Genomic DNA, 12,471 nt, shown 5'->3' with positions numbered 1-12,471 from the left:
TGTCCGGTGCGTGTTGGTGCGCCAGCGCCCCGTGCCGCTTTCAGCCCCCGCCGGGGGCCGCAGCGGCACGGGGCGCTTTTTCATGCCCGGACGCCGGGGCCTGCTGACGCCGGCCGGGACGGCTGGTCTGGCTGGCTGTGCCCATGGCGGACGAGTTCAGCCATGACCTCCTGCAGGGCCCGGACCACCGTGGTCACGGCGTCCCGTTGAAAATGCTCGGGGCGGGCCAGCAGGTCAATGCGCCGGCGCGTATTGATGCCCCGCAAAGGGCGCAGCACCACACCCGCCGCCGGATTCACCACCGGCCCGGAGGTGTAGCGCGGCAGCAGGCCAATGACTTCCCCGGTGGCCACCAGTGCCGCGGCGGCGGAATAGTCATTGATGCGGTGCACCACATTGACGGATTTACTGGTCACGGCACCAATGGCGGTCAGCACATCGGCGGGGGAGTAGCCGCTGCGGCTGGCCACCCACGGGTGCGCCACCACGTCCTGGGGAAACAGTTCCGGCAGTGCCGCCAGGGGATGGTCCGCCGCCACTGCCACATCCAGCGGCTCATGGGCCAGGGGAATGACGCGCACCCGCTCCTGGGGCCAGGCCGGGCTGTGGTCCATGCGGTGGGCCAGCACCAGGTCATAGCGGGAGGTCAGGGCCGGGAAGTCGTGTTGCGCAACGTCCTCGTCGCTGAACTTGACCTTTGGCCCGGCCGGCGCCGGCAGGGGCACCGGATTGCCGCCGTCGGCCGTGGAGGCCGCGGAAGCCGCCGCCAGCCGGCGCACCAGCGGGGCAAAAAGGGCTTGGCCGGCACTGTGGAAGCCGCTCACGGTGACGGTGCCGCCGCCGTTTCGCTGGTAGGCGCCAATGGCTGCCTGCGCCCCGGCCATGGCATCGATGACCTGGGCGCCCGCGGCCGCCAGCACCTGCCCGGCCTCCGTGAGCACCAGATTCCGGCCGTCCCGGCGCGTCAGGGGGGCGCCCACCTGGCGTTGCAGCAGGGAGATCTGCTGGGACACGGCGGAGGAGGTGACGGACAAGGTCTCGGCCACGGCCTTGACGCTGCCCAGTTCACCCAGTTCGCGCAGCATGTGCAGTTGATGCAGTTCCATGCAGACAGTTTAGTCCAAGCTAAAGCAACAGTGGAGAAAGTGTCGATTGTGCTAAATCGGTTCAGGGGTTGTAATGGACACAACCCCTCCCGTACGTAAGGAACACAGCATGAAAGCCCTGTACAAATCCGGCCCGCACGCCGGGTTCGAACTCCTTGAACGCCCCGAACCCCAGCCGGGCCCCCGCGAGGTCAAGATCCGGGTGCACACCACCGGGCTGTGCGGCACGGACCTGCACATCCAGGCCTGGGACGCCTGGGCTGCGGAAACCATCAAGGCACCCCTGATAGCCGGGCATGAATTTTATGGTGAAGTGGTGGAGCTCGGTGCCGATGTGCTCAGCGTGCAGCTGGGGGACAAGGTCTCCGGCGAGGGCCACGTGGTGTGCGGACACTGCCGCAACTGCCGGGCCGGCCGCCGCCAAATGTGCATCAACACCCTCTCGGTGGGCGTCCAGCGGGACGGGGCCTTTGCCGAGTACGTGGTCATACCGGAATCCAATGTCTGGGTGCACAAGGATCCCCTCGTCACCCCTGAACTCGGAGCCATTTTTGATCCCCTGGGCAACGCCGTCCACACCGCCTTGAGCTTCCCCCTGGTGGGCGAGGACGTGCTGGTCACCGGCGCAGGACCCATCGGCCTGATGGCAGTGGCTGTGGCCCGCCACGCCGGCGCCCGCAAAATTGCCATCACCGACGTCTCGGCACCACGGCTGGACATGGCGGCGGCCATGGGCGCGGACTTGGCGGTGAACGTTGCCACCACCAGCCTGCAGGCCGCGCAGCGCCAGCTGGGCCTGTGCGAGGGCTTTGACATTGGCATGGAAATGTCGGGCCATCCCACCGCCCTGCCGGAAATGATTGAAAACATGAACCACGGCGGCCGCATCGCCCTGCTGGGACTGCCCAGTGCCGGCATCGACATCAACTGGGGCAAGGTGGTCACCCACATGCTCACGCTCAAGGGGATCTACGGGCGGGAAATGTTTGAAACCTGGTACGCCATGAGTGCCATGCTCTCCTCCAACCCGGTGCTGCGCACTGCGGTGGCCTCGGTGGTCACCGACGTCCTGCCCGCCACCGCGTGGGAACAGGCCTTCAGCCTTGCCCGCTCCGGCCAGGGCGGCAAAGTGGTCCTTGACTGGTCAGTCTTTTCCTAACCCTCCAACCCAAAGGAACGCCAAGCATGTACACCGAGATGAAGAGCGCACTCAGCGCAGAACTGGACGGGATCCGCGCCGCCGGCCTGTTCAAGACCGAACGCAAAATCACCTCAGCGCAGTCCAGCCACGTCACCGCCGGGCCCCTGGACGGGTCCGGGGCGCCGGTGCTGAACTTTTGCGCCAACAACTACCTGGGCCTGGCCGACCACCCGGAGATCATTGCCGCGGCCAAAGACGCCCTGGACAGCCACGGCTTTGGCATGGCCAGCGTACGCTTCATCTGCGGCACCCAGGATCTGCACCTGGAGCTGGAGGCGGCAGTTTCGGCCTTCCTCGGCACCGAGGACACCATCTTGTTCTCCTCCTGCTTTGACGCCAACGGCGGCGTGTTTGAATCCCTTTTTGGCCCCGGGGACGCCATCATTTCCGATGCCTTGAACCACGCCTCCATCATTGACGGCATCCGCCTGTCCAAGGCCGCACGCTTCCGCTACGCCAACCAGGACCTGGCCGATCTGGAAACCCAGCTGCAGGCCGCAGCCGCCATGAATGACGGGGCCGGCGCCCGGCGCACCATCATCGTCACTGACGGCGTCTTTTCCATGGACGGCTTCCTGGCCCCGCTGGCGGGCATTTGCGATCTGGCCGAGCAGTACGGCGCCCTGGTCATGGTTGATGATTCCCATGCCGTGGGCTTCATGGGGGACAGCGGCGCCGGCACGCCGGAACATGCAGGGGTCTCAAAGCGGGTGGACATCTACACCGGCACCTTTGGCAAGGCCCTGGGCGGCGCCTCCGGAGGCTACGTCTCGGGCCGCGGCGAAATTGTGGCGATGCTGCGCCAAAAGGCGCGTCCCTATTTGTTCTCCAATTCGCTGGCACCGTCGATCGTTGCCGCAACCCTCAAGGCCCTGGAGCTGGTGGCCGGTTCGGCTGAACTGCGCAGCACGCTCTTTGCCAATGCGGCCCTGTTCCGGCGCCGGATGGTCCAGGAGGGCTTTGAGCTGCTGCCGGGCGAGCACGCCATTGTGCCCGTCATGTTTGGGGACGCCGTAGAGGCGGCGCGGATGGCCGACGCCATGCTGGCCCAGGGCGTCTTTGTCACAGCCTTCAGTTTCCCGGTGGTGCCGCGCGGTGCCGCCAGGATCCGGGTGCAGCTCTCCGCCGCGCACAGCGCCGACGACGTCGAGGCCTGCGTGCGCGCGTTCGTGGCGGCGCGCAGCCAAAAATAGGTCCCGGGAAACACTGCCGGCCATGGCAGGATGAAACCATGACCGGCAGTTGGGACATCCGCGCACGGGTGCAGTATGAAGGGGACGCACACGTCCAGGAGGATGCCTGCGGCTTCCGCGGCGCCAATGCGTGGATCATTGACGGGGCCACGGCCCTGCTGGAGCCCCTGGGCCTGCCCGCCGCCTCGGACCCCCAGTGGCTGGCCCAGCGCCTGAACACGGAGTTGGCGGCCGGGGCCGGGGCGGGCGGGGTCAAGGCGCTGCTGGCCGGTGCGCTCGCCGCCATTGACCGCGACGCCACCGCCCTGGTGGGCCCGGAACGGGTGCGCTTTCCCAGCGCCGCCGCCTCCGTGGCGCAGCTTAACCGCGACGGTGTGGAAGTGGCCAGCTTGGCGGACTGCACGGTGCTGGTGCGCACGCACGACGGCGTCACGCACCTGGTGCGGGCCTCGCCGGCGGCCGAGGATGCCGCAGCCCGCACCGCACGGCTACGGCGGGACCGTGAACTGCGCAACACCCCCGGGAAGCTGTGGGTGGCCCGGCGGGAACCGGAGGCGGCCAATCACGCCCTGGTGGTGCAGCTGGACCGGCCCAATCTCATGGTGATGGCCAGCGACGGCGCCTGGCGCGCGGTCGAGCTGGGCCTGGTGGACGGGCCGGAGGAATTTTTGGCCCGCACGGCAACCACCCTTGACGCTTTGGAACTGATGCTGGAACTGCGCCGGGAACAGGCCCGCATTGGTGAAGTGGCCGACGACGCCACTGTGCTTACGCTGGCGCCGCGACCGTCCTGAAGCCCAGATTGCCGCTGGCGGATTCGGGGGAGTTGGCGCTGCGGGCGGCGAGACGGTAGCGGTTGCAATAGGAGTCGTGGCACAGGTAGGACCCGCCGCGCATCACCCGGCCGCGGCCAATGGTGGGGCCGGGCGGGTCCACCACGGTGCCCCGGGCCAGGCAGCTTTTGTAGTATTTGGGCAGGAACCAGTCGGCGCACCATTCCCAAACATTGCCGCTGGTCTGGAACAAGCCATAGCCGTTGGGACTGAAGCTGTCCACGGGGGCGGTGGTGAGGTGGCCGTCGTCGCAGCTGTTTTCCGTGGGGAAGGTGCCCTGCCAAATATTGCAGCGGTGCACCGGATCCCCGTCGCTGCCACTGCCGTGCAGTTCATTTCCCCACGGGTACCGGGCCTGCACCAGGCCGCCGCGGGCGGCATATTCCCACTGCGCCTCGGTGGGAAGGGCCCGCCCCGCCCATGCGCAGTAGGCCAAGGCATCGCTGTGGGAGACCTGGGTGACGGGATGGCCGGGGATGTGGCGCCAGGAGGATTTGGGCCCGGCCGGGTGTGCCCAGTCGGCGCCACGCACATTCAACCACCAGGGTGTGCCGGCGGCGTGGCCCAGGATGTCTGCCGGGTCTGCCTGGACGGCCAGGTGGAACACGGCGGAAGTGCCGTACAGCTCGGATTCGGTGCGGTGGCCGGTGGCGTCGATGAAGGCGGCGAAGTCCTGGTTGCTGACGGCTTTGACATCAATGCTGAAGGCGGAGAGCTCAACGGCATGCACCGGTGTTTCGCCGTCGTTGGGGTAGCCCTCGTCGAAAGGGTCCCCCATGGCAAAGAGGCCGCCGGGAAGCTGCACTTCGGCGTGCCGGGGGGCGGCGCAGCCTGCGGCAGGGGCCGGCGCCGCGCCCAGGGACATCAACTGCGTTTTGTTGGGGACGCGTTCCCCCTGGCCGGCGCGGCCGCCGGGACTGCAACAACTGTTCATGGGCTCTCTTTGCAACAGGAATCTGCGGGTCCCTTGAGTCTATGCGTCTGCCCAGGACCGCTGCGGGGCAGGCAGGTTCAGCCCGTGGCGCCGGAAGCCATGACCCCCACGCCCAACACGGCAAGGATGCCGCTGCTGATCCGTTCAATGAAGGTGTTGACCTTGGGCTTGCGCAGCCATTTCATGGCCTTGTAGGCAAGCACGGCGATGGTGGACATGTACAGGAAGCCAATTCCTGCCAGGGTCAGCCCCAACACCATGGCCATGGCCAGGGTGTTGCCCCCATGCGGGATGAACTGGGGCACCACGGCCAGGTAAAACAGGCCCACCTTGGGATTGAGCAGCGTCGAGACCACGCCGGCGGCGTAGCTTGAGCGCCTGCTGTAGACCAGGGGCTGTTGCCCGGCGCCGTCGGCGGTGATCCCGGCCTTGGCGGCCCTGCGCGCCTTCACAAATGAGGACAGGCCCAGATACAACAGGTACAGCCCGCCGGCGATCTTGATCCAGCGGAAGACCTCCGCGGACTGCTCCACAATGGCGGCCAGGCCAAGGCCCACCAGGGCGGCCCAGGCCAGGGCGCCGGTGGCGGAGCCGGCGGCCGCTGAAATGCCGGCACCAACACGGTTCAGTGAAATGCGCAGCACCAGGAAGGTGTCCGGTCCTGGAATGAGCGCCAGCATCAGGCACAGCCCGGCAAAGGCCACAAGGGAAACAAAGGTCATAACCTCCATTGTCGGCTGTGGGATTCAATAGTGCCAAAACCGGTGCCGGTCCTGGGCGTCCGCCCTGGCAGGCGGCCCAACCCGGCAGGCAGGGCCGCCAGGGCCAGCGGACAGGACCCCCTGGCGGTGCAGGCCGTCTTATTGCCACCTTTGTGATTGAAGATGACGTTTATGGGGGTATTGCAATCATGACATGCTACTCTGGCATGAAACACGCTGCAGTTGTCTGCGGCCCATTAAAGCCAGTCGAGGAGTATGTGCAAGATGATCGAAAACACCCAGCTTGGCCAGTTCATGGATGCCGAACTCAGCAGCCAGCCTGCGGTCTGGGCCCAGGCCATTGCCCAGGCCAAGGCGGAGGAGCTGCTGCCGGCCGACGGCGCGCGGGTGGCCGTCATTGGCTGCGGCACCTCCTGGTTCATGGCGCAAAGCTACGCCGCCGCGCGCGAAACCGCCGGCAGGGGAGTCACCGATGCCTTCGCCGCCTCAGAGGCATTTTTGGGAGCTGCCCGCCAGTACGACGCCGTCATCGCCATCACCCGCTCCGGGACCACCACGGAGGTGCTGGAAGTCCTGCGGCGGCTCCAAGGCACAGTGCGCACCATTGCCCTGGTCGGTGACATCACCTCGCCCATCATGACCGTGGCCGACGCCGTCGTCGAACTTCCCTACGCCGACGAGCAGTCAGTGGTCCAGACCCGGTTTGCCACCACCGCCCTGGCCTATCTGCTGACCAGCGTGGGCATGGACCTCGGCGCAGCGGTTGAGGACGCCAAGTCGGCCGTGGCTGCCCCCGTGGAGCCCGAGCTCATTGACGCGGAACAGTTCACGTTCCTGGGCACCGGCTGGACGGTGGGCCTGGCGCACGAGGCGGGCTTGAAGATGCGCGAGGCCGTGCAGGGCTGGACCGAGTCCTACCCGGCCAAGGAATACCGCCACGGACCCATCTCCATTGCCGCACCAAACCGTGTCACGTGGATGTTTGGCGGGCAGCCGGAAGGCCTGGATCAGGAGGTGGCCAAAACCGGAGCGCTGTACATCAACGCCGCCGTCCACCCCCTGGCCGAACTGGCCCGTGTCCACCGCGTCACCCTGGAGCGTGCCCGTGCCCGCGGCATGAACCCGGACCTGCCGCGGAACCTGAGCCGTTCGGTGATCCTCGAAGACTAGCCACGCCCGCACCCGCGCCCAGGAGAAAAGGCAACGTACATGAAGCAGGCAGCAGAATCCGCCGGGCCCTTGAGCGCCCCGGCCTGGGACGGCCCCGAGGCGGTGCTGGCCTTCGACGTGGGCGGCACCGACATGAAGGTGGGTTTAATCCCCAACGGGGTGATCCCCGACGGGGCCGTTGACCTTCTTGATCTGCAGCGCCACCGGACACCCCTGGACGGCAGCCGTTCCGGGCACAGCGTGTGCGCGCGGATCGTGGAGCTCACAGGGCAATACCGCGCCGCACACCCGCAGCTGCGCATTGCAGCCGTGGGCGTGACGGTCCCGGGCATCGTGGACGAGGCTGCCGGCGTGGGTATATATTCCGCCAACCTTGGCTGGCGCAATTTCCCGTTCACCGCCACGCTGACCAAGGCGCTGGGCGTACCCGTCGGATTCGGACACGACGTCGGCATGGCCGGTGAGGCGGAAGTCCGGCTCGGCGCCGCAGCCGGCAGGAAGGACGTCCTGGTGTTGATCATCGGCACCGGCATTGCCGGCGCAGTGCTGTGTGACGGCCGCCGCGTTTCCGGCGGCGGCTACGCCGGCGAAATTGGCCACGCCCTGGTGCCGGCACCGGAAGGCGGCACGGCCGTGCTGGAATCTCTGGGTTCGGCAGGCGCCGTCGCACGCCGTTACACGCAGGCCACCGGGACCGCCGTGGCCGGGGCCCGGGAGGTGCTGCTCCGGGCGGAGGCAGGCGACGCGGTGGCCGGCACCATCTGGGGGCAGGCGCTCGACGCCCTGGCCTTCAGCATCTCCCAGTGCGTTTCCATCCTGGGCACCCAGACGGTGGTGTTGGGCGGCGGACTCTCCATGGCCGGAACCGCCCTCTTCGAACCCCTGGCGGCACGTGTGGATGAACTGCTCAGCTTCCACCGCCGCCCGGACTATGTGCACGCCGCCCTCGGCGAGAATGCAGGCCTGATTGGTTCAGCGCTCAAGGCCCGCCGCCTCTGCGCGGGCACTGCGGCAGGGACCCTGTCATGAACAAACTAATCCTCACTGTCACACCCAACCCCGCCGTCGACGTGACCTACACCGTGGGAGGAATCGAGCTCGGTTCCTCCCACCGCGTGCCCGCCCCGCTGCACCGGGCCGGGGGTAAGGGGCTCAACGTCTCCCGTGTCGCCCACCAGCTGGGCCACGCCACCCTCGCCATTGCCACGGCCGGCGGGCCCACCGGTGAACAGCTGCGCCGGGACCTGGAAGCCGCCGGCATCGCACACCACCTGGTGCCCGTCGCCGCCGCGACGCGCCGCACCGTGGCGCTCGTGGAAACGGCCGGGAACAACAGGACGAGCATCTTCAACGAAATCGGTCCGGCCCTTTCAGCCGCCGAATGGCAACAGCTGGCGGCAGCCGTGGTGACGCACCTGGCAGGCGTCCAAAGCTCCGACGGCGTGCAGCGCCCCGGAGTCCTGGTTGCTTCGGGATCCCTCCCTGACCAGGCGCCGGCTGATTTCCATCCGGCCCTGGTGGCCCTGGCCCATGCCGCGGGCGTCCCGGCCATCATTGACACCTCAGGGGCCGGCATCCTGGCCGCCGCCAGGGCCGGGGCCGACCTGCTCAAACCCAACAACCACGAACTGCTGGAAGCCACGGGGGAGCGCTCTTTGGTCCAGGCGGCGCGGGTGCTGCTGGGACTTGGCGCCAAGCGGGTGCTGGTCAGCGTGGGGGAGGAGGGCATGCTCGCCTTCAGCGCCACCACCTCCGGGTACCTGCAGGCAAAACTGCCCCGGCCCCTGAGCGGCAACCCCACAGGCGCCGGCGACGCCGCGGTGAGCGCCGCCGCCGTCGCCCTTGCCGGCGGGGAGACGGGGCTGTTGGAGATCCTGCGGGCCGCCACCGCCTGGAGTGCCGCGGCGGTGCTGATGCCCGGCGCCGGGGAAATCTCCCCCCGCTACACCGAACTTGCCCAGCAATTGATCATTACAGAGCACTAAGGACCTTCATGGCACTCACCAGCACCGGCAGCATCATGGACGCGACAGCACAGGCCGGGACGGGCCAAGGGGCATTCAACGTCATCCACCTGGAAACCCTCGAAGGGCTCATTGGCGGGGCGGAGGCCGCCGGACTGCCGGTCATTCTACAAATTTCAGAAAACTGCGCAGCCTTCCACGGCGGTCTGGAAGCCATTGCGGCCGCCACCTTGGCCGCGGCCCGCACTGCCCGCGTCCCGGTGGCGGTGCACCTGGACCATGCCCAGGACGAGGCCCTGGCCTGCCAGGCCATTGATTTGGGGTTCACCTCGGTCATGTATGACGGGGCACATCTTGAGTACGAACACAACGTCGCAGCGACCGCCCGGGTGGTGGCCTATGCGCATGCCCGCGGCGTGTATGTGGAGGCCGAACTGGGCAAAGTGGGCGGAAAGGACGGCGCCCACGCCCCCGGGGTGCTGACGGATCCGCGCGAGGCCGCGGCATTCGTCGCCGCCACCGGGGTGGATGCGCTGGCCGTGGCGGTGGGTTCCTCCCACGCCATGACGGATCGTTCAGCGGCATTGAACCTGGAGCGCATTGCCGCCCTGAAAGCCGCGCTGGACGTGCCACTGGTGCTGCATGGCTCCTCGGGCGTCTCCGATGCCAACATCGTGGCGGCCATTGCCGCCGGCATGACTAAGATTAATGTCTCCACCCACTTGAACGGTTTCTTCACCCGGGCCGTGCGGGAGTACCTCCAGAGGCATCCGGAGGTGGTGGATTCCCGAAAGTACCTCGGGGCCGGCCGGGACGCACTGGTTCCGGAGGCAGCACGACTGCTGGCATTGTTTGCCGCTGCGCAGCCACGTCACTAAACACGGCCTTGGCCGGCAGGAGCACCACATGAACAGAACAGAACGACTGAGCGCAATCCTGGACCTCCTTGCCGCCGACGGGCAGGTGGAGGTTGAGGAGATTGTTGGGAAGCTGGCAGTGTCTCCGGCGACGGCCCGCAGGGATTTGGACTCCCTGGCCCATGAGCGCCTGCTCACCCGCACCCGCGGCGGGGCCACCAGCGGCGCGGTGTCCTATGACCTTCCGGGACGGTACAACCGGGACAACTTTGCGCTGCAAAAACAGCAGATAGCGCATGCGGCCAGCGCCTTGATACCCAAGGGCGCGGTGATTGGATTGTGCGGCGGCACCACCAGCACGGCCTTGGCCCAGGTGCTCTCCACCCGGGAGGATCTTATGGAACCCTCCAACAGGCCCACATTGACGGTGGTCACCAATGCCATCAACATTGCCGCCCAGCTGGCCATCCGGCCCAACTTCAAGATCATGGTCACCGGCGGGGTGGTGAGTCCACGCTCCTACGAACTGGTGGGCCCCTACGCCGACTCAATCCTGGACCGGGTGGCGCTGGACTACGCCTTCATTGGCGTCAATGGCATTGAACCCGGCTCCGGACCCACCATCAATGATGAGGGGGAGGCCTCGGTCAATGCCAAAATGGCGCGCCGGGCCTCGGAGGCGTACATTTTGGCCGATGCCTCCAAAATTGGCCAACGCGCCTTTGCCACCATGGACCGAAGCAACTTTGACCACATCATCACCGACTCGGCCATCACAGCCGCCCAGCTGCAGGCCTTCCAGGAGGCCGGAACCACAGTGATTGTGGCGCCGCAGCTCTAGGCAGGCCCCCGGCGCCGCGGCCCCTGGGGCAGCGGCCCCTTCCGGAAGACGCTGTTCACTGCAGGCGCTGCGGAAGGTCCAGCACAGTGGTCTGCGGAGTCGCGGCGGTCCACTGGCTGAAGGGGACGTCCAGGGTGTAGCTGCCATTTTTGCGGTGCAGCGTGCGGATCTGTGCGTGGTCGGGGTTGTTCAAAGATTCAAAGTACTCCACCGACCAGTGGAACCAGCGCATGCACAAAAGCCGCATGGTCAGGCCATGGGTGACAAAGAGCGCGTTGGGCGGATGGTCGGCTTTGGCCCAGTGCCTGAAGAGGGTTTCCATGAACGAGGACACCCTGTCATACACGTCCGAACCCGATTCGCCCTCCCGGAAGCGGTAGAAGAAGTGCCCGTAGGCGTCCCGCAGCTCTTTTTGAGCAGCAATCTGGGCAGGGTCCTGGAAGTTGGCCCAGTCCTGTTCGCGCAGGCGCGGCTCCTCCATAATTGACTCCACCAGATCGCCGAGCTCCATGGCTTCAAGGCTTTGATGGGCCCGCAGATACGGTGAGACATACACCCGCACCTTTTGGCCGTCCAACTGCCGGCGCACCCGCTCGCCGGCTGCCCGGGCCTGCGCCACCCCCAGCTCCGTCAACGGAATCCGGTAATCGGGGATGCTGTCGTAAATGCCCGGGTCAATGTTTGCCGCCGACTCTCCGTGCCGCAGCATAATGATTTGTTCAGGAGCTCCCATGCCAAAACCCTATCCTTGGTGTGGGCCAATGCCCGCAAGAACAAGGATGGCAAAGATGAAGCAACCCCTTCCAGCAGTTCCCCCGCCAGGCGGGGCACCACACCGTGCGGAATCCGCAGCGGCCCCGGATCCCGGGCTACAGGGGTGGGGGACACGCTCCAGGGGCAGGCTGATGCTGGAAGTGGCATTGGTGCTGGCGGTCTCCCTGGGACAGTCGGCCGTTTATTCGCTGCTCTCACTGCTGGACAAGCTCAGCCGGGCCCCGCTGGCGCAGGGCACCTCGACCTTGAATGCCGTGCGTAACAATCGGGAATTTTTCGATTTGGCCTACCAGCTGCTGGACATTGTTTTTGCCCTGGTGCCGGTGGTGTTGGTGTTTTACCTGCTGGCTGAACCTGGAAAATCAGTGTTCCGCGCCATGGGGCTCGATGCCCGCCGGCCCCTGCGGGACGGTTTGGGGGCGGTGGCTTTGATGGTGGTCATTGGGGTGCCGTCACTGGGGCTCTATGCCGCCGGCCGCGCCTTGGGTGTGACCACCGAGATCATACCCAGCGCCCTCGCGCAGTACTGGTGGACAGTTCCGGTGCTGATTCTTTCCGCGGTGCGCGCAGGTGTGCTGGAGGAAGTCATCCTCAACGGCTATCTATTGGGACGGCTGGCGAAGATTGGATGCGGGCCGTGGAGCGCCATTGTGCTCAGCGCGCTGCTGCGTGCCAGCTACCACGCCTACCAGGGTTTTGGACCCATGCTGGGCAATTTTGCCATGGGGCTGCTCTTTGGCTGGGTCTACAGGAAGTGGGGCCGCTTGGCGCCGCTGGTGCTGGCCCACGCCCTGGTGGACGTGGCGGCATTTACCGTGGGACCGGCCCTCGGATTCGGTGGCTGAGGCGCATTCCGCTCCGGGGGACGCGAGGGGG

The 12,471-nt window shown here is 66.8% G+C and carries 13 protein-coding genes; 9 read left to right on the top strand and 4 right to left on the bottom strand.

Annotation, left to right across the window (positions count from 1 at the left end; all coding sequences use genetic code 11):
- Positions 1-80: 80 nt before the first annotated feature.
- The gene (locus tag ACFUCV_RS00830) at positions 81-1,106 is read right to left on the bottom strand and encodes a LysR family transcriptional regulator (RefSeq protein WP_380810986.1); all 1,026 of its coding nucleotides are present in this window, start codon (positions 1,104-1,106) and stop codon (positions 81-83) included.
- Between the two features lie 109 nt (positions 1,107-1,215).
- Between ACFUCV_RS00830 and tdh the strand changes: the two genes are divergently transcribed.
- Genes tdh through ACFUCV_RS00815 form a run of 3 tightly spaced genes read left to right on the top strand, consistent with a single transcriptional unit; the run spans position 1,216 to position 4,294 of the window.
- On the top strand, positions 1,216-2,265 hold the full coding sequence (gene tdh, locus ACFUCV_RS00825) for an L-threonine 3-dehydrogenase (protein WP_380810984.1): 1,050 nt from the start codon (positions 1,216-1,218) through the stop codon (positions 2,263-2,265).
- Positions 2,266-2,291: 26 nt separating this feature from the next.
- Entirely contained in the window at positions 2,292-3,500 is a 1,209-nt protein-coding gene (locus ACFUCV_RS00820) for a glycine C-acetyltransferase (protein WP_380810982.1), read from the top strand.
- A 38-nt stretch (positions 3,501-3,538) separates the two neighbouring features.
- On the top strand, positions 3,539-4,294 hold the full coding sequence (locus tag ACFUCV_RS00815) for a hypothetical protein (RefSeq protein WP_380810980.1): 756 nt from the start codon (positions 3,539-3,541) through the stop codon (positions 4,292-4,294).
- Here the strand turns inward: ACFUCV_RS00815 and ACFUCV_RS00810 are convergent.
- Positions 4,269-5,267 (bottom strand): formylglycine-generating enzyme family protein, encoded by a 999-nt coding sequence (locus ACFUCV_RS00810; protein WP_380810978.1) that lies wholly within the window; start codon positions 5,265-5,267, stop codon positions 4,269-4,271. The genes ACFUCV_RS00815 and ACFUCV_RS00810 overlap by 26 nt on opposite strands.
- Before the next feature lie 77 nt (positions 5,268-5,344).
- Positions 5,345-5,989, bottom strand: a complete 645-nt coding sequence (locus tag ACFUCV_RS00805) for a LysE family translocator (protein ID WP_380810976.1) — start codon at positions 5,987-5,989, stop codon at positions 5,345-5,347.
- Between the two features lie 264 nt (positions 5,990-6,253).
- Between ACFUCV_RS00805 and ACFUCV_RS00800 the strand changes: the two genes are divergently transcribed.
- The 5 genes from ACFUCV_RS00800 to ACFUCV_RS00780 are packed head-to-tail and all read left to right on the top strand — an operon-like array spanning position 6,254 to position 10,821.
- Positions 6,254-7,159 (top strand): SIS domain-containing protein, encoded by a 906-nt coding sequence (locus tag ACFUCV_RS00800; protein ID WP_380810974.1) that lies wholly within the window; start codon positions 6,254-6,256, stop codon positions 7,157-7,159.
- A gap of 39 nt (positions 7,160-7,198) precedes the next feature.
- The gene (locus ACFUCV_RS00795; protein WP_380810972.1) at positions 7,199-8,188 is read left to right on the top strand and encodes an ROK family protein; all 990 of its coding nucleotides are present in this window, start codon (positions 7,199-7,201) and stop codon (positions 8,186-8,188) included.
- Positions 8,185-9,144, top strand: a complete 960-nt coding sequence (locus tag ACFUCV_RS00790) for a 1-phosphofructokinase family hexose kinase (RefSeq protein ID WP_380810970.1) — start codon at positions 8,185-8,187, stop codon at positions 9,142-9,144. Before ACFUCV_RS00795 ends, ACFUCV_RS00790 begins: the two co-directional genes overlap by 4 nt.
- 8 nt (positions 9,145-9,152) lie before the next feature.
- Positions 9,153-10,001 (top strand): ketose-bisphosphate aldolase, encoded by an 849-nt coding sequence (locus tag ACFUCV_RS00785; protein WP_380810968.1) that lies wholly within the window; start codon positions 9,153-9,155, stop codon positions 9,999-10,001.
- A 28-nt stretch (positions 10,002-10,029) separates the two neighbouring features.
- Positions 10,030-10,821, top strand: coding sequence for a DeoR/GlpR family DNA-binding transcription regulator (locus tag ACFUCV_RS00780; RefSeq protein ID WP_380810966.1), 792 nt, complete (start codon positions 10,030-10,032; stop codon positions 10,819-10,821).
- A gap of 55 nt (positions 10,822-10,876) precedes the next feature.
- Here ACFUCV_RS00780 and ACFUCV_RS00775 read toward each other — a convergent pair whose 3' ends face one another.
- Positions 10,877-11,554, bottom strand: coding sequence for a histidine phosphatase family protein (locus ACFUCV_RS00775; RefSeq protein WP_380810964.1), 678 nt, complete (start codon positions 11,552-11,554; stop codon positions 10,877-10,879).
- Between the two features lie 172 nt (positions 11,555-11,726).
- Here ACFUCV_RS00775 and ACFUCV_RS00770 point away from each other — a divergent pair, with 172 nt between their 5' ends.
- Entirely contained in the window at positions 11,727-12,440 is a 714-nt protein-coding gene (locus ACFUCV_RS00770) for a CPBP family intramembrane glutamic endopeptidase (RefSeq protein WP_380810962.1), read from the top strand.
- Positions 12,441-12,471 lie beyond the last annotated feature (31 nt).

Source organism: Specibacter sp. NPDC057265 (genome assembly GCF_042668835.1).
Taxonomy (GTDB): domain Bacteria; phylum Actinomycetota; class Actinomycetes; order Actinomycetales; family Micrococcaceae; genus Specibacter.
The sequence above is the reverse complement of the archived record's forward strand: the minus strand, read 5'-3'. Positions and strand labels throughout refer to the sequence as shown.

Excerpts from the sequence above, each read along its gene's own strand:
- ACFUCV_RS00830 (WP_380810986.1), bottom strand. The coding sequence starts at position 1,106 with ATGGAACTGCATCAACTGCACATGCTGCGCGAACTGGGTGAACTGGGC.
- tdh (WP_380810984.1), top strand. The coding sequence starts at position 1,216 with ATGAAAGCCCTGTACAAATCCGGCCCGCACGCCGGGTTCGAACTCCTT.
- ACFUCV_RS00820 (WP_380810982.1), top strand. The coding sequence starts at position 2,292 with ATGTACACCGAGATGAAGAGCGCACTCAGCGCAGAACTGGACGGGATC.
- ACFUCV_RS00815 (WP_380810980.1), top strand. The coding sequence starts at position 3,539 with ATGACCGGCAGTTGGGACATCCGCGCACGGGTGCAGTATGAAGGGGAC.
- ACFUCV_RS00810 (WP_380810978.1), bottom strand. The coding sequence starts at position 5,267 with ATGAACAGTTGTTGCAGTCCCGGCGGCCGCGCCGGCCAGGGGGAACGC.
- ACFUCV_RS00805 (WP_380810976.1), bottom strand. The coding sequence starts at position 5,989 with ATGACCTTTGTTTCCCTTGTGGCCTTTGCCGGGCTGTGCCTGATGCTG.
- ACFUCV_RS00800 (WP_380810974.1), top strand. The coding sequence starts at position 6,254 with ATGATCGAAAACACCCAGCTTGGCCAGTTCATGGATGCCGAACTCAGC.
- ACFUCV_RS00795 (WP_380810972.1), top strand. The coding sequence starts at position 7,199 with ATGAAGCAGGCAGCAGAATCCGCCGGGCCCTTGAGCGCCCCGGCCTGG.
- ACFUCV_RS00790 (WP_380810970.1), top strand. The coding sequence starts at position 8,185 with ATGAACAAACTAATCCTCACTGTCACACCCAACCCCGCCGTCGACGTG.
- ACFUCV_RS00785 (WP_380810968.1), top strand. The coding sequence starts at position 9,153 with ATGGCACTCACCAGCACCGGCAGCATCATGGACGCGACAGCACAGGCC.
- ACFUCV_RS00780 (WP_380810966.1), top strand. The coding sequence starts at position 10,030 with ATGAACAGAACAGAACGACTGAGCGCAATCCTGGACCTCCTTGCCGCC.
- ACFUCV_RS00775 (WP_380810964.1), bottom strand. The coding sequence starts at position 11,554 with ATGGGAGCTCCTGAACAAATCATTATGCTGCGGCACGGAGAGTCGGCG.
- ACFUCV_RS00770 (WP_380810962.1), top strand. The coding sequence starts at position 11,727 with ATGCTGGAAGTGGCATTGGTGCTGGCGGTCTCCCTGGGACAGTCGGCC.